15 protein-coding genes are annotated in these 20,256 nt (G+C 60.2%); 7 read left to right on the top strand and 8 right to left on the bottom strand.

Features of this window, described 5'->3' with window-relative positions; all coding sequences use genetic code 11:
* Positions 1-92: 92 nt before the first annotated feature.
* From E4K64_RS14685 to E4K64_RS14715, 6 genes are all read right to left on the bottom strand, one after another.
* Positions 93-470, bottom strand: a complete 378-nt coding sequence (locus E4K64_RS14685; RefSeq protein WP_135164158.1) for a hypothetical protein — start codon at positions 468-470, stop codon at positions 93-95.
* A 22-nt stretch (positions 471-492) separates the two neighbouring features.
* Positions 493-702 carry a hypothetical protein gene (locus tag E4K64_RS14690; protein WP_135164159.1) on the bottom strand — a complete coding sequence of 70 codons (210 nt, stop codon included), beginning with the start codon at positions 700-702 and terminating at the stop codon, positions 493-495.
* 720 nt (positions 703-1,422) lie between these two features.
* Complete coding sequence (locus E4K64_RS14700; protein ID WP_135164161.1) at positions 1,423-2,451, bottom strand: alcohol dehydrogenase catalytic domain-containing protein; 1,029 nt, start codon at positions 2,449-2,451, stop codon at positions 1,423-1,425.
* Between the two features lie 72 nt (positions 2,452-2,523).
* Positions 2,524-4,419, bottom strand: coding sequence for an acyl-CoA synthetase (locus E4K64_RS14705; protein ID WP_135164162.1), 1,896 nt, complete (start codon positions 4,417-4,419; stop codon positions 2,524-2,526).
* Positions 4,420-4,472: 53 nt separating this feature from the next.
* A complete protein-coding gene (locus tag E4K64_RS14710; protein ID WP_135164163.1) occupies positions 4,473-5,585 on the bottom strand; it encodes a VOC family protein in 1,113 nt (370 codons plus the stop codon).
* Positions 5,586-5,602: 17 nt separating this feature from the next.
* Positions 5,603-7,219 (bottom strand): bifunctional 3-(3-hydroxy-phenyl)propionate/3-hydroxycinnamic acid hydroxylase, encoded by a 1,617-nt coding sequence (locus E4K64_RS14715; RefSeq protein WP_135164164.1) that lies wholly within the window; start codon positions 7,217-7,219, stop codon positions 5,603-5,605.
* Between the two features lie 100 nt (positions 7,220-7,319).
* On the opposite strand from E4K64_RS14715, the gene E4K64_RS14720 reads away from it, so the two are divergent.
* Positions 7,320-8,348 carry a fumarylacetoacetate hydrolase family protein gene (locus E4K64_RS14720; RefSeq protein WP_209311963.1) on the top strand — a complete coding sequence of 343 codons (1,029 nt, stop codon included), beginning with the start codon at positions 7,320-7,322 and terminating at the stop codon, positions 8,346-8,348.
* A gap of 22 nt (positions 8,349-8,370) precedes the next feature.
* On the opposite strand, the gene E4K64_RS14725 is transcribed toward E4K64_RS14720, so the two are convergent.
* A complete protein-coding gene (locus E4K64_RS14725; RefSeq protein ID WP_135164165.1) occupies positions 8,371-9,066 on the bottom strand; it encodes a TetR/AcrR family transcriptional regulator in 696 nt (231 codons plus the stop codon).
* A gap of 574 nt (positions 9,067-9,640) precedes the next feature.
* Here E4K64_RS14725 and E4K64_RS14730 point away from each other — a divergent pair.
* Together E4K64_RS14730 and E4K64_RS14735 are read left to right on the top strand one after the other, a co-directional pair.
* A complete protein-coding gene (locus E4K64_RS14730; protein ID WP_135164166.1) occupies positions 9,641-11,275 on the top strand; it encodes a DUF5906 domain-containing protein in 1,635 nt (544 codons plus the stop codon).
* Between the two features lie 340 nt (positions 11,276-11,615).
* Positions 11,616-11,876: a hypothetical protein gene (locus tag E4K64_RS14735; protein ID WP_135164167.1), complete on the top strand. Its 261-nt coding sequence runs from the start codon at positions 11,616-11,618 to the stop codon at positions 11,874-11,876.
* A gap of 112 nt (positions 11,877-11,988) precedes the next feature.
* Here the strand turns inward: E4K64_RS14735 and E4K64_RS14740 are convergent, their stop codons facing one another.
* A complete protein-coding gene (locus E4K64_RS14740) occupies positions 11,989-14,982 on the bottom strand; it encodes a class I SAM-dependent DNA methyltransferase (RefSeq protein WP_135164168.1) in 2,994 nt (997 codons plus the stop codon).
* Between the two features lie 604 nt (positions 14,983-15,586).
* On the opposite strand from E4K64_RS14740, the gene E4K64_RS14745 reads away from it, so the two are divergent.
* From E4K64_RS14745 to E4K64_RS14765, 4 genes are all read left to right on the top strand, one after another.
* A complete protein-coding gene (locus tag E4K64_RS14745) occupies positions 15,587-16,045 on the top strand; it encodes a hypothetical protein (protein WP_135164169.1) in 459 nt (152 codons plus the stop codon).
* Positions 16,046-16,189: 144 nt separating this feature from the next.
* Positions 16,190-16,762: a hypothetical protein gene (locus E4K64_RS14750; RefSeq protein WP_135164170.1), complete on the top strand. Its 573-nt coding sequence runs from the start codon at positions 16,190-16,192 to the stop codon at positions 16,760-16,762.
* 133 nt (positions 16,763-16,895) lie between these two features.
* Positions 16,896-18,800: a prohead protease/major capsid protein fusion protein gene (locus E4K64_RS14755; RefSeq protein WP_135164171.1), complete on the top strand. Its 1,905-nt coding sequence runs from the start codon at positions 16,896-16,898 to the stop codon at positions 18,798-18,800.
* A 386-nt stretch (positions 18,801-19,186) separates the two neighbouring features.
* Positions 19,187-20,239, top strand: a complete 1,053-nt coding sequence (locus E4K64_RS14765) for a tyrosine-type recombinase/integrase (RefSeq protein WP_235884675.1) — start codon at positions 19,187-19,189, stop codon at positions 20,237-20,239.
* Positions 20,240-20,256 lie beyond the last annotated feature (17 nt).

The following is a 20,256-nucleotide window of genomic DNA, read 5'->3' on the forward strand; positions in this document are numbered from 1 at the left end:
GCTCGTTCGCAGGAAGTGCGTGTACCGCCACAGCGAGTCGCAAGCACAGCCTGCAAGTTGAGCACGACGAAGCTGCATCCTTGCAGCGCCGGTCAGATCTCCCGGTCCTGCTCCTTGCGGAGCAGCGCTTCGATTGTCTTGCGCTGTTGATCGGACAGTCCGGGTTCGGCGAGTTTCTTGCGGAAGAGCGCGATATTTTCGCGACGAATGAATTCATCCAAGTCGTTGCTGCTGGTCCGGCTGGCCTTCTCAAAGGATTTCATCAGGCAGAACCAAAGACCGAAAGAGCACGCACATCTCCTTGCGCTGTGACAATAGTTGATTGCGCTGACGATAATGCCCGTCGTCAGCGAGTAAGTTCTCGAACCCCAGGCGATTCCAGGAAGCGCGCCCCAGGCTTTGCCGCGCCAAGGCGCCGGATTTTGCGTCTCACTGGAGATCGGCGAGCGGCGGCAAATCTCGACAGGCAATTCGCTCTCGGCCCGCCGTGGTCTAGGCTCCTCTTTCGCCCTGTTTTCCGATGACGCAGCGCCATGCGGCGAGACGCTCGGTAGGGTGCTGCCTCATCCAGTCGGCGAGTTGCGGTGCTCCCATCAAGCAGGATTGCATCGAAATATCGGCAAAGTCCGAGGTGGTGACGACCTGTTCATGGCAATTTGCCGGAGAGGCGAGACTACACAGCACGGCAATGATCTTGATCATGACGAGACCCCTCCGTGCCTGGGGTCGGCACCGCCGAAGCCATGAGTTGCCAGTGAAGTGTCCCTCTGACCTCCGATCGCGAGGTCTTCAGCTGGAAATATGCTGTCATAGTTTGCGCGCGCTTGGCGAATGAGGCGCTCTCGCTCGCGATCCGAGTTTGAAATGAATCGAATGATCTCACCCATTTTGACTCCAAGGCTGGCTCGATAAGCGGCCACCGTCGAACGACGCACAGCACCTGGAGGTTTGAGCCCCTCCCCTGAGTGCAGGCGCTGGCTTTGGTGACACTGTCTTGTGTACCACTGGCGACCGAAGGCTCAATTGGTCGTGGGCAGACGCAGGACATCCCAGGGGAGCATGCACCGATACGATGGCTTACGAGGAAATGCCGGCCCATCCACCGAGGGCTGCAATATACGCCTCACGATGTACGTAGCTCGATCAGTTGGTCGACGGCAAAGGTCAAAGCCGCTCGCTCGCTACGGCGCTATGTGGGGCGCGCGTCGCGAGGCTTCGCTACCAGCTACACCACTCCTTGGGACACGACCCTCGCCTCCTGCTTCTCCTGCCTCACCCCAACATGCCGAAGATGTCGCTGAACCGGGCAGACCTGACCGACTACATCCGATCGCTCAAGTAAAGCGCTGGAGGGGATGCGCCTGAGGTAGCTAAGACGAAGCAAACATCAAGATCGACCCGAGCCGGGCGAGACGCAGCGCATCACTCGGGCAGGATCAGTGCGCGCCCGCGTTGCCGGCTTCTGACATGGTCGAAGGCCTGGCCCGCACTGGCCAGCGGCGTCCGCAGACCAATGGAAAGACCATCGCGCTGGTGCTCGACCGACTGGCGCAGCTCCTGCAGCGCGGCTGCGTCGGGCCGAAAGGCGGTCCAGGCATAGTTTTGCGTACCCTTCGGCAAGGCAGCCCGATGACTCCGCTTGTCGGAGAAGGTCTTCAGGGCGCCACGTAGCCAGCCGAGCTCGTCGAAATTCGCAAGCAGCGGGTGCACCGTTGTGGCATGGCCGAGCGCGCCGCCGCGAAGGCAACCGAGCAGCGAGAGATCGTCCTCCCAGGCGGCGAAATTGAGTGTCGCATCGAACGCCCGCGACAGCGTCGCGAATGGCTTGACGCTACTGTCGACCACCTCAGCCGCCCCCGCCTGCCGGCAGGCCGCAAAATCCGGCGGCCGCGCGATCGCCGTCACCTGGCTGCCCCATCTGGACAGCATCTGCAACGCCAAGGTCCCGAGGCCACCGGCCGCACCATGGATGAGCACCTTTTTTCCGGCAGCATTCTGCCGGGTCAGCCCGGCGTCCCGCACCGCGAGCCACATGGTCACGAAGCTGTACGGAAGTGCCGCGAGCGCCTGAAGATCCCACCCCCTGGGAGCGGACAGCATATGCGCAGCCTTTACCAGCACGTGGCTGGCATGAGTGCCCTCGACCGAGGGCGGCTTCACGCCAAAGACAAGATCGCCAATCTTGAACGCCCCGGCATTGTTGCCGACGGCACTCACGGTGCCTGCAACGTCATTGCCCAGCACCATGGGAAACCGACCGGCCCCGACAAGGGATAGCAATCGCCTGCCATAACCTTGCGCGCGCCGCACATCGATGGGATTGACCGACGCCGCCGCAACGGCGACCTCGATCTCCCCGGCCGCAGGCTTTCGCCGGAGAACCCGGCGGACCTCGAAGCCATCACCCGGCCCGACGCACGTCAGGGCGGCACTTATCGCATTCGTCACCATCTTGCCGCTCGTCCCCAAGTTCCTGGATGCCACAACCGTCCGATTGGTTCGCGAAATCTGCGGGCCACGGGCTCAATCCAGCACGTCGGATCTGAACGGATAACGCTCCAGCGCCGCCCGCAGGGGTGCCGCGCCCGCGCTGGCACGAACTCGAACGACCTGTCCGAAGCGTGGATCTCGCTCGAACGAAAGCTCATCGACGATCGCACCCGCGTTTGCTGCCTGTGCCCTGACCACCTGCTCGATCTCGCGTTGCTGCAGGGCCGGCTTGAAAATCTTGCCGATCCCCGTCAGCGGCAGCGACGGCATGATCCTTACATGCTTGGGGATTGCCGCCCGCTCAGGGATATGGGTCTCAGCGAAGTTCATCAGTTCGTCATCGCTAACGGCAATACCGGGTTTCGGCTGGACATAGGCGACCGGGACCTCGCCAGCGTAGACATCGGGGCTGCCAACCGCCGCCGCCATGGCGACGGCCGGATGCTTGTGGAGGGCATCCTCGATCAGCTTCGGATCGATGTTGTGCCCGCCCCTGATGATCAGCTCCTTGCGCCGGCCGACCAGCCAGAAATAGCCCTGATCATCCTGTCGCCCGAGATCGCCGGTGTTGAGCCAACGTGATCCCTCGATATCGATCCACAGATCCTTGTTGTGCTGCGGATCGAGATAACCCGCGAACACGTTGGGCCCGGCGATGGCGATTGTTCCGACCTCGTCGACATCAGCCATTCGCAGGAAGCGCCCGCCGTCATCGAGGACAACGACGCGCATCTGCTGGTATGGCAGGCGCAGGCCGATCGACCCGGCGCGGCGTTCACCCTCCGGCGGATTGAGGCAAGAGACGCAAGTGCCCTCGGTCAGCCCATAGCCCTCGACGATCTTGAGGCCGGTCTTCGCTTCGAATGCCTCGATCAACCTGGCCGGCATCGGCGCCGCGCCGCAGATCGCGTATTCGAGGCTCGAGATGTCGTTGTCGCCGATCGGCGCTTCGAGCAGGGCGGCATAGATCGTCGGCACACCGGAGAAGGTCGCAATGCGGTAGTGCGCCGCGATCTCCCAGAAGCGCGCGATCAGGTTCTTGCCGCGGTAGCCTTCGGGAGTGGCTAGCAGCACATGGTGGCCGTGCATCCACGGCAACAGGCCGGTGGCAAGCTGCGCGTTGACGTGAAACAGCGGCAGGCCGCATAAGTAGGTGCGTGGCTCCTCGCGCTCGCCGAGCACTTGCGCCGCGGCCCAGGCATCAAAGACCTCGTTGCCGTGCGTACGCACCGCGATCTTCGGCGCGCCTGTCGTGCCGCCCGTGCAGAAGTAGGATGAGACGGAATGTTCCGCGATCTTCCGCGGCGCGACCAAGCGATCGGCCGGCTGGCCCTGCATCGCCGCGCGGAAATCCACGACCTCGAAATTGACGTCAGGCACGCTGGCCGCTGCTGCCGCGACCGCCGTCTCCCCGGCGCCGCCAAGGTAAGTCATGAGGTCGACCAGCGCGACCACGCGAAGCTCGGGGAGCGCCGAGAGGTGCGGCGCAAGCCTGCTCCAAAGCTCGGCGCCGGGACACGGTGCCAGCGTCACCAGTACCCGCGCTTTGGCCGCGCGGAGGATCTCCACGATCAGATCAGGCTCGAGCAGCGGATTGACCGCGAGCACCACGCCCGCCGCCTCCCCGCCCCAGATCGTAAAGTGGGTTTCGGGGAGATTCGGCAGCACATAGGCGACTGGTTGATCGACGCTGACGCCGAAGGCGTGGAGCGCGTTCGCAGCGCGGGTGATCTCCGCGAGGAGCTCCGCATAGGTCCATGTCGAGGCGCGCTGATAGGTGTCCGCGGTCGGGAAGAACGACAGCGCCTTCCGATCGGGCCAGCGTTTCGCGCTCGCCGAGAACACATCAAAGGTCGTCCGCGGCAAGCCTCGCGAGGCAAGAGGCTCTGCCTCGATTCTCCGAATGTCGCCAAGGTCTCGTACCGCCATCGGACGCCTTTCAAGTGTAGTCGTGATGAAATTGCAGAAGGGGCAAGCCGTACTTACCGTTGCCACTGGCGACCCGGGTTCGCCATGCTGTTCTTGAGCGCTACCAGCAGCTTCACCCGAGCCTTGTCCTTGATCGCGAGTTTCAGCACCCGCCAGAGCCGTCGCGGTGTCATGCGGGTGTCGATGAAGTCGTCGGGCAGGTCAGGCCCCCACTGGTAGAGGCCGCCACGGTCCATCAGGTGATAGCCTGCCGGCTGTGCCGCGTCGAACAGGTCACCGTCGGCGTAGTGCTCGTGCTTCTGGCCCCAAGGGTCGCGCCAATAGTCGAAGATCTGGCTGCCGAGCAGGTGGCGACCGACGCCCCAAGCATGGCGATAACGCTTGGCCATCAGCACCTGCTGGCCCATCTCCACAGCGTCGAGATCCACAACCTCGAACGCCACATGATCAACGTTCGACTCCATCCCCATAGCGATGAAGATCGTGTGGTGATCGCTTGGCTCGTTGCCGCGATCGAGCCGGGTGAACGAGCCGACCGGCGTGCCGTCGGCAAGGCACATTACGTCCGACGGGATGAAGCCGAACGTGTCCATATACCAGCGTACACTGCGATTGAAATCGGGCGTCTCCAGCACGAGATGGCCGAGCTTGGTGACCTGTGGCGGCTCGAGCTTCGGCCGCTGGGTGTCGTTGACGCGCACAGTCTGGCTCGGCGCGTTATGCAGGATCGGCGGGCGGACCGGCAGCGGCTCGCTTGGGGTGAAGCCGTGGTGAACGTGCACCGCAACGCCTTCCGGATCGCGAAGGTGCACGACCAAGCCGCCTCCCGGTCCGTCGGCCCGCTCGACGCGGCCGCCGAGCTTCCGGGCCAGGGTATCGAGATCCTCGGGCTTCGGGACCGAAAGCCCGATTCCGAGGAAGCGGGCGTTGCGACCTCGAGTGACGCGGTAGATATACGGCACAGGCCCGGTTCCGCGCATGAACACTTCACGCTCGGTCCGGGCGGCACGCTCGAGACCGAAGTCGATGAGGTAGCGCTCCGCTGTTTCGAGATCTGGCCGCTCGAAGTGCGCGTACATGAGCTGGTTTGCCTTCACGACGGGCGAGGCACTGCGCGGCAGCTCGATGCTGCCGGGGCCACTCTTGAGCAACGGGTTGGTCGACATGCGGGTTCTCCTCGAACTCAGGCCGCGATCGGCGGCGCGGTGACGCCGCGCGCGCGCGCGAACGGGGTGAGAACCGGCAGATCGCGTCCATGCGGATCGAGCCGGTCAGCGATGAAACGGTCGGGGCGTACGAGCACCGCGCGCACCGCGTGGCGCTTTACCCAGGCATCGAAGGCGGGATCGTCACAGCGCAGGTCAAGCGTCCGCGGTCTCCCGCTGCCGCCGTTGACGCAAACGAAGCGGACATCGAGCGCATCGAGGATGCCGAGGTCGCGCGCGGAGAGCATCGTCGCCGGATCGACGCCGATGCCGAGCACCAGCCACTGATGGCACGCCTGAAACCCATCGAGGGGGAACGAGCCGTCCGGCGTCTTGACGCTTGGCTGCGGCAGCATCTGGCCGATCAGGGCATCGCTCCCAACCCCGGTCAACGGACTGCGGCCGATCGTCGGTGGCGGTACCACGCCGCCGCGGCCGATGAAGTCGCGGAAGGCACGCGACATGTTCAAGCAGGCGAAGATCGCGTCGCGCAGCACGGCAGTGCTGCGGCTCGTTGGCATGATCACCGAGCCGAGCCGGCGCGACACCTCGACCATCTTGCGCACCACCGGCGCGCGTTCGAGCTCGTAGCTGTCGAGGATCGTCTCAGCCGCGCCCCCCTTGAGCACGGACGCCAGCTTCCAGGCGAGATTGACCGCGTCCTTCATGCCGCCGTTCATGCCCTGGCCGGCGAATGGCGGCATCAAGTGCGCTGCGTCGCCAGCGAGGAACCCGCGATTGTTGCGCCAACGGTCAGCGACTCGAGCGTGGAAAGTGTACACCGCCTTGCGCTCGATCCGGACCTCACGATAGCGCGTGTTGTCGGCGATCAGCGCCATGATCCGCCCATCGTTCTTCAGGTCCTCCTCGGTCTCGCCCGGAAGCTGCATGAATTCCCAGCGCACGCGATCACCCACCGCCGGCAATTCCACGCGCGGACGGCCCGGGTCGCAGTAAAAGCTGATCTGTTTCACGTCATGCCCTTTCACGAGAGCATCGACCACCAGCCAGCGCTGAGTGTAGGTCGAGCCGATGAGCCTGGCGCCGAGCAGATCGCGGACCCGACTCGTGCCGCCGTCGCAGCCAACGACGAATTTCGCCCGCAACGTGCTCGCGCCATGGCGGGTTGCGATCGACAGCGCGGCCTCGTCGCGACTCTGCACCAGGTTGGTGACGGTGTGCCCAAACAGCACCCTGACATTATCGAACCGCGCCAGCCCCCTGAGTAGAGCCCGCTCGAAATCCGGCTGGTAGAAGGTGCCCAGCGACGAGTGACCGTACAGCCCGCAGGCCGGAGGGTCCGCCTGCATCAGCACGCGACCGCGCGCGTTGAGGTGGCGAACATGGGGGTTCTGGATGAGTCCGGGCGCGATGTCGTTGAGCAGCCCAATCTGCGAGAAGAGGCGGAGGGTTTCCGCATCGTAGGCGATGGCCCGCGGCAGACCGAGCAGCCCCTCGTTGGCCTCCAGCACTGCAACCTGCACCCCGGCGAGGCCGAGCAGGTTCGCCACCATCAGCCCAACCGGACCGGCGCCGACGACGGCAACCTCAACTTCACGAAGCGGCGCTCGCGCCGCGATGCCTTCCACACCCATGAGACTTCCTCGCCTGACCGCCGACCGGGTCGACAAATATTTTTGAACATGATAGTCAAATCGACTAAATCGTCAATACGAGATTTCGGCCGGTTCCGGAATGCACGCCAAGCCGCTGTACGGACAGCAAAAATCGCGACCGGGATCTGGCAACGCAATGGCAATGGAGGAACAAGTGGCGACCAATCTGGTGCGTTTCGAAGCAGGTAATGGCCCGCGCTGGGGCGTGATAACGGGGGCGGAGATCGCTCCCCTCTCGAACGACTATCCGACTACGGCAGCCCTGATCGAACAGGGCGAGGCCGATTGGCGTGCAGCCTGCAGTCGCGGCGCGCGCATCGCCATCGCTTCGGTGAAGATCCTGGCGCCGATAACGACGCCGTGCCGGCTGTATTGCCAGGGCGCCAACTACCGCCAGCACATGATCGAATCCGGAATGGATCCCGACGCCAAGCTGTTCAACATGTTCTTCACCAAGGCCGATGCCTCGGTCTGCCCGAGCGGCGAGAAGGTGGCACGTCCCGCACACGTGAAATTGCTGGACTACGAGATCGAGCTCGCGCTGGTATTCCGCCGGCCGATCTCGTCCGCCGTCACGTTAACGCGCGAAACGCTGCCCGACTACGTCTTCGCGATCACCATTGCCAACGATCTCAGCGCGCGCGATGTGCAGCTACCGCAGACCCAGTTCTTCAAGGGCAAGAGCTACCGCGGCTTCTGCCCGATCGGCCCGTGGCTGACGGTGCTTGAACGCGAAGAGTTTCCCCGAATCGACGACCTCGCGCTCGAGCTCGACGTCAATGGAGCGCCGCGGCAGCGCGACACCACCGCCAATCTGGTATTCAAGCCCGCCGAGACGATCTCCGAGTTGTCGACCTTCGCAAACATCGCTCCTGGCGACGTGCTGTTGACCGGCACGCCGAGCGGCTGTGCGCTGCGGGTGCCGCCGCCGCCGGTACGCCGGCTGCTCCAGCTGCTGCCGGAGCGCGTGCTGTGGAAGCTGTTTCTCAACGGACAGGCGCGGCGGCCACAATATCTCAAGCCAGGTGATCGGATCACGGCACGGATCCGCAGCCGTGATGGCGCCGTCGATCTCGGCGAACAGGCGACCGAGATCGTCGGGCCATGAGCTTCGGCTAAGGGATCTAGGCCTAGCTAGAGATCCGCTTCCGCGCTCTGGCGGCCTTCACGGGCAAGCCGGATCGCCCGGCGTCCGCTTGCACCGGCAGGCGAGTCAGAACCGACTTTACCTGCCGCGCGTCGAGACCGATCGCCCGCAGAATCGCCGCGATCGCGTCCTCGCGATGGCGCGATGACAAGCGACGCTCGGCAATGGCTGCGAACATTTGGAACATGATTCCGACGACGACCTCCAGAGCGAGTTCGGCGCTTATGGCGCTACCCGCAGGCAGGCTCTTCGCGTGCCGCTTGATGTCTTCGAGTAGACGCCGACGCGCAACCTCTCCGACAGTCGCAGTAGCTACCGCCATCCGCGCCGCCACGCCGGCCCAACCAGGATCGGCGAACGCCCGATCGATGAAGCAGCTACAGCCGTAGGCGATGCGGAGCGCTGGATCATCGATGGTGAGCCGAATCGGTTGGAGCAGATCGTCGATCGCCTTGACCAACTCGTCGGCTACGGCAGCCGTCAGTTCACGTAGATCCTTGAAATGAACGTAGAACGTCCCCTTGGCGACCTCGGCTTCCCGCACCACGTCGTCGACCGTGACCGATTCAACCGCCTGTCGCGCAAACAGGGCACTCGCGGCGGCAACGAGCTGGGCGCGGGTCCTCGCTCGCTTCTCGCGGCCGATTTCCGCACGACGGACTGGATCGACATTGGCCATGGAGATGCGTCTCGCAGTTCAACTGCTCACTAAGTCAAATTGACCAAGACGTCTAGAGCGAAAAGCGACTCGAATTAGGGACGCCATGCCGGGCAAACGTCCGCCATCGTTGACGGTTTCGGATGTCGCCTCTTGGCCCATCAGCGAAGTAGCGGCGCACCTCGTCGAGGCCGGCTCCGTGCCGCAATAAGGAGGCGACCGGCCCTCATGGGGCTTTCAAGTTGCTTGATGGTCTGCGGGATCGAAGGTGGCAGAGGCTGTCCCGCAAGGTCGTCGGGCAGGTCGATCTTGAACCAGTAGATTCCGTTGCGCCTGAGCAGGTGAAAGACACGCGGCATCCATCGCTTCCCGTAGCACGAAGACGTAGCAAACGAGAAAGCCGAGCCGAGTAGTCGTAGCGATGTCAGGCAGTTAGGAAGAAATGGCGCTCCCTAGGGGACTTTAAGTTCCTAGCGAGATCAAACACTTAGGGGATCGTGGGACAGAAAACGGTTCTACGGGATCGTTATCGTTTCTTGCTCGACTGTCTCACCAGCGGCGCCCAAAAAGGCCGCCGCTAGAGGGTAAAATCGACATGACTGAGACTGAGAACGGTGGCCTCGCCGAGGCCGCCGCAACACCCGTTCGCGCCAAGCGCGGTCGAGACTTTGACGATATGCTCCGAGAAGATGGCCATGATGCTGTCCTCGCGGCTATCGAGTTCGACGACGACACCCCGCCGCACGAACGCATTGCCGGGTGGATCGACTCTGACGACGTCGGCGCCGCCCCGGACGGGCAGCAAAGCGACGTTGGGGCGCCCGTGGATGCGCCAAAAGCATCCCCCCGATCTTGGGGGTTCGATGTTGAGAAAATCAACCGTAGCTATGCGCTGGCCATTTGGGGCGGCAAGGCGCTGGTGGTGAATGAGCAACCGCACGGCCCACTGAACGACCGGGTGCGGCTGATGTCCTTCGAATCGATGAACTCATGGTTTGCCAACCGGCAAACCGAGGTTGTGGGAACGGATGGCAAGATCAAGTCGGTGACCTGGGCAAAGGCTTGGCACCAACACCCAGATCGCCGGCAATATGACGGGGTGGAGTTTTTCCCCAATCCGGACGGTGCCGCAAGCACACCCAACTATCTCAACCTCTGGCGCGGATTCAGCGTCGCCCCGTCACCGGAAGGCCACTGCGGGCGATTTCTGGACCATCTCCGCGTCAATGTTTGCCGAGATAACGAGGAATATTACCGGTACCTCCTCGGCTGGATGGCTCACCTTGTGCAACGACCGCGAGAGCGACCGGGTATCGCCTTGGTAATGCGCGGTCGGAAGGGTACCGGTAAGACCGTTGTCGGCGAGGTATTGGGGTCACTGTTCGCGCCGCACTATTTCCCGGTGGATGATGCGAGGTATCTCACGGGACAATTCAACGCCCACATGGCGAGTTGCTTGCTGTTGCAGGCCGATGAAGCGATGTGGGCGGGCGACAAAGCCGCCGAGGGCAGGCTTAAAGGCTTGCTGACTTCGCGAATCCAAATGATCGAGTCGAAGGGCGTCGATCCGATCAGAATGGAAAACCGGGTACGCGTCATCATGACGTCAAACGAAGATTGGGTTGTTCCTGCAACCGGGGACGAGCGGCGATTTTTCGTGCTCGACGTTGGTTCCTACGCCGAGCAGAACAACGAATACTTCGCAGAGATGTACGAGGAATTGGACTCGGGCGGTCGTGAAAAGCTGCTCGACGAGCTTTTGTCGTTCGATCTCAGCAAGTTCAACATCTGGCGCATTCCGCAAACAAAGGCACTGCTCGATCAAAAGCTGAGGTCGCTCGATCCAATCGACGACTTCGTGTTCAATCGGCTTTGGGCGGGATCATGGCTCCACGGTGACGACGCGTGGCGCGGCACCGTTGTTAGGGATGACCTGTACGCCGAGTATCTGAAAGATGCTTCTCGCATGGGCATTGGCCGCAAGCGTAGCAGCGCTGATTTCGGCAAGCGGCTTAAGAAACTTATTCCCGGCATCGGGGATATTCGCCCCTCTGTTGAAAGGGAGCCCGGCGTTGTCAAACGAACGTGGTGCTATTCGATGCCTTCTCTTGACGAATGTCGAAACGCATTCGATAAGTGCGTCGGCCAACCGATCGATTGGCCGGCGCTCCCGCCGGGAGAGGGCGAGCGAGCGCACTACGCATGTCCGGATAACGATGCTCCGGTCTAGGCGGTCTAGGCTAGACGAGCTTGCCTAGACGCAAATTCATCCATCAAATCAAAACTCGGTCTAGGCTGTCTAGGGAGTCTAGGTCGCGCGCGTGTAGGCAAAAACTGTAGGCCGGTCTCAGCTTGAGGCCGGCTGTTTAGTTTCTGACCTCCTCTTTTCCCTAGACTGCCTAGACATCCTAGACCGCCCCTATTTTTAAGGGGTTTTTAGCGTCTAGGCATTGGGCACGCGCCTAGACTCCCTAGACGCATACTCACAACGAACCAAACGGCTCTGCTTACTGAGGTGTCACGTCGACACCACAGCACGCGGGGCCGTTTCTTTTTGAAAAGGACTGAAAGTGACTAAGTTGACCAAAGAGCAGATCGAATTCGCTGGTTCGATGACGATCAAACAACGCCACGTTCTGCGGGCGCTCGCGATCTACCCGAACGGATGGTTCATGAGCGCAAGCGAGAGGGCTGATCCTGAATTGTACGAGCTTTTCCGGCATCGGCTCGTGCAGTGCCATCATGTCTGCGCAACGGGCGGACTTCCATCATGGGGCGTGACCGACTTCGGCAAGCGTATCGCGGAACGGCAGGCGAAGGGGGAATGCTAGGAACGGGTCCCTCCCGGACCCCACCCCCGTACGGCACAAGCGCGCCCCCAAATCGCGGCAGCCAGAAATAGGATTTCCTGGGTTGACAGAGTTGTCAGTGGGTATGGCTCAACTACTCATCCTCTTCCTCTTCAAGCTCGTCTTCACTTTCCGTGGCTGGCTCATCCGAGATTGGTGTCCGCGAAAGATTTTCGGTGAGTATTCGCTGTAGGATCGTGTCTTCATCCTCATCCACAGGCCAGCCGTAAGCCCGCGCAACAGCCTCATCAAGCGCTTGATGTGCCGTTTGCAGCCAAGAAGGCTGCTGATTGTACAGGTTTACTAAGGTTCGCTTCTTGATCTCTAAGGCGGCACTCTTGTCTTTCGGAACAATGCTGGGAGGCAACCCCGGAGCATTTTCCAAGACGACCTGAATAAGATCGTGCGGGTTTAGCCATTCGGTACGCAGCCGATCAAGATTCCTTGCCGCTTCGGCGATTTGCTTTGCGCGCTCATCATTCGCGTAAGAGTCGGCTGGTCTGTCCGGAGTGAGACCATTTGGAAATGGAAACGTCGCGAACGTGGTGGTCTGTGTGTATCTGGGACGGTTCTGCAAGCTTGTACCCTTTCGAAGCGCCCAAATTCTATGAAATTTGCTTTGCAGTATCCCAAATGTGGTGTCGTCATCCCTCGCAATCACGACGACGGCGTTATCTGGCAATGTGGGTGCCTTGCACCACACAAAAACGCGATACTTCGAAACGCGCGGCGTCGCAATGAACCGGCTCAATGGTTTCAGCGCGGATCGCATGTCCGAACGCGTTCTCCAATGCTGCCACCACGTCTCTAGCGCTTCGGGCTGCGTCATTTCCCGACGATGCTGTTTGACCGGTGAAACGTATGCAAACGGGCTCTCGAATAGCTCCGCTTGCTGTTCTGACATCGTGTCGAAGTCAACGATGAAACGATCCTTTGGTCGCTTGGTGATGTCGTCACCCACCAGATACGGAAAGATGACTTCCCCATTAGTTAGGCCGTTGGCATTGGCCCCAGACGTCAGCATTTCGCGCGCTTTCTCGCGAGTAAGAGTGAAGGAGGCCGGAGGCAGGCCAAGTTTCTTGGCCAGCTTTTTGTTCACGCTACTTCGAGGCACCACGCCCTGGAACGCTACTGATTTGTTTGCTGCAAGAACACGAGCTTTTGTGAGGTCCAGAGCGTTCGAATGAGCGGGAGCGTGAAGGTCGGCAAAAATGCATTCCACGCTGCCGTCATTGATCGTTGCGTGCGACGGCTCCTCTGCCGAAAAGCAAATTAGATGCACATCGACTGCGGCACCCTCCACGATCCATGGCTGATCACGCCAGACTGCAAAAAGGCGTCGTTCCTTTGCTATGGGATCGAGCACTTCTCGGCTTGACCCTCCACTGATCGAGTTCGTCGCGATTAGTCCGACCCTCTCGACCGCGCTGACTTTCGCAAGTTTCCAAGCTTTAGCGAACCAGAAACAGACGAGGTCCGCACCTCTTGGGACCATTCCTTTGTAGATTCGGCGGAGGTCGTCGACATAGTCTTTTCCAAGATCAGGCGCCATCTTTCTGCTGCCCAAAAATGGAGGATTGCCGATGATGGCGTTTGCAGATGGCCACTGCGCCTCTACCCTCTCGCCAACGTCACCCGATACCAACGCGTCGCGACATTCGATCGTTTCCAAAGGCTTTAGAACTGGATTTTGTGCCGCCGGGAACCCGTTCTTGAGCATCCACTGAATCTCGCCGATCCATATCGAGACCCGAGCCAGTTCGGCAGCAAAGGGATTGATCTCGATACCTTTGACCACCTCCGGTCCGATTGAAGGAAATTTCCGAGGCAAGCCTAGCACCTCGGCTTCAACCTGAGCGCGATGCTCCAGATCTTTCAAGGCGCGAAGAGCGATATATAGAAAGTTTCCTGACCCACATGCCGGATCAAGCACGCGAAAGTCAGCGAGCGTCTTTAGATATCGATCCAGCAGAGCTTGTGCGTCATTACGGGCGATAGTCGCTTGACCTATGGCGGCGGATGCTGCGCGGCCGCCCTTTTTCTTCGACTGACTCTCGTAGTCCGATGCCTTGTGCAAGAAGGCTTCGATCTGGGTTTTAGTGGTCTCCCAAGCCGCGGCGAGAGGCTCCACGATCACCGGCGTGACGATCGTCATGATCTTTTCGCGATCCGTGTAGTGAGCGCCGAGCTGACCGCGCTTGCGCGGGTCCAAGCCTCGCTCGAACAGCGTTCCCAAAATGGATGGATCAACGTCACCCCAGTACTGACTCGCCGCCTTGTGGACTAATTTGATTTCCTCTCGGGTAAGCGCGAAGACGGTATCGTCGTTAAATAGGCCTCCATTGAACCAGGCCACTTTTTCAAATCCAACCCGACCGCCAGAACTCATTGCGCGAAAAAGGTCTGCCGCAAAGACCACGAACTCGTTGGGGTCCTCCAACGCGCGCTCCAGCATCCGCAGGAACATGCGATCAGGCAAAAGCTTTACGTCTTCTGCAAACATGCAGAAAACTAAGCGATTGATGAAATGCGCTACTTGTTCAGCGTCATGCTGCTTGCTCCGAAGTGACTCGGCTAAGGCTGCAAACTCGGCCGCAACCTCTTCCGTGAGTTGCTGCCTTGTCTTTTTGGGTTGAAGCCTGTCCGGCTCAGCAAACGCTTGCTTTAGCCATTCGCGCAGTTCGGGCTGATCCAATTCGGCGATCGGGATTTCGTACGTCTTGGAAACGGAATTTGTCCAGTTCGTATGAATGCGAATAAGCGTACCAATATCCGAAACGATAAGAAGCGGGGGATTATCTAGCGCGACCGCATAGCGCTGTAGCTGCGCGAATGCATTGTCTAAATTGGCATGAGTCCCTTTGTATTCCCACGCAAAGAAACCTCGTTTGAAAACGTCTGCAAACCCTCTGCTTCCGGTCGTTTTCGTCGCGCCCACCTCGAATCCGTAATCTCGACCTGTTGGATCGGCATCGGCAGGCGTTTTCTCGGACAGCAGCTTGCAAAGATCAAGAAAATGTTCCTGTGCCGCAGCCCTCTCTTTCAATCCGGAATTGAGCCACTTCTGAATGAATTGCTGCGGAGTCATTTCGGTGGATCACCTGGCTTTTCGGAATGCTATTCGGCAAGGAGCGCCGAAGTGCAATCCAAGGAATCGGACTTCGAATGATTCTACCACCGCTTGCCTGAGGAAAGATACAATCCCAACCGCCGGGTCCCCCGACCGTCCCGCCGGCTCACGGCCCAAACGCGTCCCTAAATGGCGCTAGCCAAGAAGCTGAAAGGCTATCCGAACATGCCGAACATCTTACTTCGAGCATTGGAAGGCCGCTGCGGTCGCGCAGCGAGCGCTAGGCATTTCCAACCGAGGGCGAAAGCAGTTGTCCGCAGGGACACAACCCGACACAGCAAGGACGGAAAAATCGATGAGGCCTCAGGTTTGTTTCGTACGATACAAAACTGATCGAAAATAATTTGATGACACCCTTCTGAATCGATCCAGATTCGAATCACTCTCGTAAAAGGCGTCGCCGATTTTGCAAACCTTTCAAGGCGTTATCTCTATAGCGCTTTTCCTTCGTTACCCCACCTAAAATGTTTAAATTGAAGAAGTGCCTGTGTCGCAGCCACCTTTTACAAATCTGAGATTGGGTTATTTGACTGCTCCGACGGACACATTATTCATTTCGATCATGCTCAATACCGCACCAAAGAAGCGTCACCGTCGCATTTCGACGTTGCAAATGTTGATCGACCGCGACGCCTTCGGCCCGCGCACCTCGAAGGAAGCGATGATCATGATCGCGGCCGCAAGACACTATCACAACATCATGTCATCTACGGACGAGCGGCCACCCGTCGCCCGAACCCCGAACTCATACGTGGACAATTCGCTCGACCCGACTCGGTTCGACGCGACTATTGTTCGCTCAATCGATCACACCAAGGCTATCAGTGAACTTCGGGCGGGCCTCCCTCGTTTTTTTCTCGACGTTTTGGATTTAATCATCGTCCATGACCTGACGACCGAGGAAACGGCTGAAAGACTATTTCTTAAGGCGGACAGCAAAACCCAAAACGCAACCCTTGAACGGTTGCGGGGCGCTTTGATCCACTTGGCAGCTACGAAGTTTGGCATGTTTTCGAAATAGGTGAAGTCGAGTACCCGACATGGAGCGGGGGGCACTCTTCTCTTGCCACGTACGCGAGACCAGTTCATATAGCTATCATTCCACCGAAAGCCTCGGCCGCAATTGATGCGCGCCGGGGCTTTTTGTTATGCGCGAGGTATACGAATGATCGATCCAAAGAGTGCGGGCCTCACTCTCAAGCAACTGGCCGACTTGCATCATATGACGGCCGAGGAACTCCTAAATATTCTAAACGATCCGGCGCCGAAAGCGATCGGCTTTAGTGGCCGATACAACTTCGCCGATGCGCTTGAAATCGAAATTGCGCGGCAAATGAGCGACAAGGCCGGCGTGCCTCTCAACGAGGCCTTCCGACTTTCAATGTACACGATGGCAGTGCAATCGTTTTTGTCTCATAGAAGCGTCACGAGCGGCTCGCTGGTCGATTTCTGGTTTGCAGTGGCCGCCTCGCGCAACACTTGGGGGAGTGCGCCGCGCGGGATGTGGCCTGTGACCGGTTTCGGAGCGCGCGAGTATTGGGCCGAAATGCACTACACCGGGTCGCTCGTGGTAATTATGGAAGAGATCACTCAATCCATAGGCCGCGATCAGGCTCACTATCCCGATTCCGATCCCGCGCGGATTGTCATGTGCAACATCTCGGCGGCTGATCGCCGACTCCGCAAGCGTGCTGCCGAGCTTGTAATTGAGTTGGACTGCGCGCCTTCAATTCCATGATTAACGAATATGCCGCCGATCCGCTCGGATCGTTCTGCAAGCTCTATGCCCGCTTGCTCCCGAGCTACCGTACGCTTTACCGCCTAGCGATAGTCGATCTCAGGCCGGGCCAGTCGCTTCACTAAGGATCAGCATGACAGAAATCGACGCAACGCGTCGGCAATCGCCGGCGCGAACGGAAGCCTATGTCCGCCGCGCTCCAACGCGGGGAACAACCTTCAACGCCGAGGACGGCACGTTCTCGGCCGTCATTGCCACTGGCACTCCGGTGCTGCGGCGTGACCTCGACGGCGACTACTTCGAAATTCTTTCGATCACGCCGAAAGCGATCCGGCTCGACCGCCTTAAATCCGGTGCCGCGCCCGTCCTGGACTCCCATCGAACGAGCTCGACGCGCGATCAGATCGGCATCGTTACCGATACCCGGATCGAGGGCGGCCGGTTGATTGCGGATGCGCAACTCTCGCCACGCGACGACGTGAAGGGCATCGCCGCCGATCTCGCGGCGGGGACATCACCAAACGTGTCCGTCGGCTATCGCGTGCACGCATCTGTCGAGGGCAATGACCCTCAAGGCCGGCGAACCGTAACGGTCACCGATTGGGAGCCGTTTGAGATCAGTCTCGTGGCCATTCCGGCCGATCCCAATACACACATCCGACACATGGAGATTACGTCAATGGATGACGAAAATCAGATCGACGACACCACCACCACCGATTCCACGCGATCCGGCAGCGATCACCGCGACCAAGATAGCCGGCGCGCCCTCGAATTCTACGAAATCGCTGCGCGGCACCGCCTGCCGGCCGAATTTGCGCGCGGTCACATCACAGCCGGATCGACCGTGCGCGAATTTCGCCTCGCTGCGTTGAACGAGCGCGCGGCCATCGCTTCGCGTGTCACCATTTCGAGCCGGAGCGGCGACGAGAATAGCGCGACTCTCGACAATCCCGACTTCCTCGCACGCTCGATCGAGGGCGCGCTGGTCGCGCGAATGACCGGACAGCGCCCCGAGGGCGCGTCGGCTGAGTTGATGGGGCGCACCTTGCTCGACATGGGCGCGATGCTCGTCCAGGCGCGCGGGGAGCGCCCGGCTTGGGGCAACCGCGATCGCCTTGCTTCGCAGGTGATGGAACGTTCGATGGGCGGAATGCTCGCCACGAGCGACTTCCCGAACCTGTTGACCACCTCGGGAAATCGCGTTCTCAATGAGGCGTACCGCACCGCGCAGACGCCGCTCATGGGCCTCGCCAAGCGTCGCGATGCCGTCGATTTTCGTGCGCTGACCACGATCAAATTGAGCGAAGCGCCGCGCCTGTCCGAGGTGAAGGAAGGTGGCGAGGTCACTCACGGCAGCCGTTCGGAAGCCAAAGAAAGCTTCAAGCTGAAAACCTACGCCAAGATTTTCTCGCTCAGCCGGCAGGCTATCATCAACGACGATCTCGGCGCCTTCGCGGACTCAAACGCCGCGTTCGGTCGGGCGGCGGCTCAGACGGAGGCCGATCTCCTTGTCAGCCTCTTGACCGCGAATTCTGGCAACGGCGTCAATCTCGACGACGGCAATCCGCTGTATGGCACCGGCGCTACGCGCGGAAACAAGGCAGCGGCGGGCGCGGCGATCAACATCACGACGCTCAATGCCGCGCGTCAGGCGCTGCGGGGGATGAAGGACATTGACGGCAAAACGCCGATCAACGTCACCCCGAAACACCTCGTGGTCGGGCCGGCGAAGGAAACGGAAGCGGAGCAATTCCTCGCCACCACGCTTTATCCAAATCAGAACAGCGCGGTGAACCCGTTCGCCGGCAAAATTCTCGTGAGCGTCGATCCGCGATTGACCGGCAACGCTTGGCGCTTGTTCGCCGATCCGGCAGAGATCGCCACGATCATGGTCGCCTATCTCAACGGAGCCGACGGCCCGATGGTCGAAACGCGGCTCGGTTGGGATGTGCTCGGCCTTGAAGTCCGCGCGGTGCTCGACTTCGGCTGCGGCGTGAATGACTTCCGGGGAACGTATCTGAACCCCGGCGACTAAAACAAAGAGCTAACCGAGCAAGCCAGTCCATATGAGGGCCACGCGGCGGGTCCGACAGCACAAAGCCAATGCCTCCCCGGCTTGCTCGGTCGTGAGTTTCAGGGGGTTAAGGCCGGCAGCGCCGCACTTCATTTTACTTTTCAAGGTTTGATCATGCCCGACGATGAAAATCGGCGGCGGGGCAGCACGTTGCCGCCCTCATTGCCGCCGCGAGGGTTGTCGCGTGTGCAGGCCGCAGAATGGGCCTGCGTTAGTCCCTCAACGTTCGATAAAATGGTTGCCGACGGTCGAATGCCGCGCCCCAAAAGGATCGGAGGACGGGTGATTTGGGATCTGAAACAGCTTGACTGCGCTTTCACGGCACTCGACGATGACGGGGAAAACGAATGGGACAGGGACCTTCGCTGAGCATGCGTGTGGCGCTTAAGTACATCTGCGAGGACGTTGATCGTCATGGCAACGTCCGCTGCTACGTTCGCGCCCCCGGCAAGCGCAAGGTGCGCATCCGCGCAATGCCTGGCACCCCCGAATTCATGGAAGAATATCAGGCCGCGATCACGACAGCCGCCGAGGCGCCGCTGCGACAGGCTGACGAGGCCAAAAGGGGATCGTTCCGCTATCTCTGCATCCGCTACTATTCGAGTGCAGCTTACAAAGCGTTGGACGTCAGCACCCGCAATTGGCAGCGCCGTGCGCTCGACGAAATCGCGCAAGACCATGGAGCTAAGCAGGTTGCTACAATGCAAGCTCGCCACGTTCGCAGGCTTCGCGATGCAAAGACCGAAACGCCCGCCGCCGCCAATCAGCGACTGAAGGCTTTGCGCGCTCTGTTCACGTGGGCCAATGAGGCGGAAGAAACGTCGGTCAATCCGACGATTGGAGTTAGAAAGCTGAAATACCAGTCGGATGGACACCACACTTGGACGGATGACGAAATTCAACGATTCCACGAACGTCATCCGCTCGGCTCTCAAGCGCGACTTGCGCTCGATTTGCTGCGCTACACGACCGGGCGTCGTGAGGATGCTCCGCGCCTTGGTCGGCAGCACGTGCGCGATGGACGTATCCGCTTCCGCCAAGCAAAGAACGAGCATCGTAATCCGGTCGACATTGATATCCCCGTCCACCCAGCGCTTGCGGAAAGCATCGCCGCAGCCAAAGTCACCAGCAATATGACGTTCCTGCTCACCGAATTCGGCAAACCGTTCACAGCAAACGGCTTTGGCAATAAGTTTAAAGACTGGTGCCGCCAAGCCGATCTTCCCCATTGCTCTGCTCACGGCATACGTAAGGCGACTCTGACTAAGCTTGCCGAGAGGGGAGCAACGCCACATGAAATTATGGCGGTTGGCGGCCACCGGTCATTGGAAGAGGTAGAGCGATATACCGCCAAAGCACGGCGATCGACGATGGCCGACTCTGCGTTGAGAAAACTCTAAAGAGGGAATTACGGTGC

This window comes from Bradyrhizobium frederickii, assembly GCF_004570865.1.
Taxonomy (GTDB): domain Bacteria; phylum Pseudomonadota; class Alphaproteobacteria; order Rhizobiales; family Xanthobacteraceae; genus Bradyrhizobium; species Bradyrhizobium frederickii.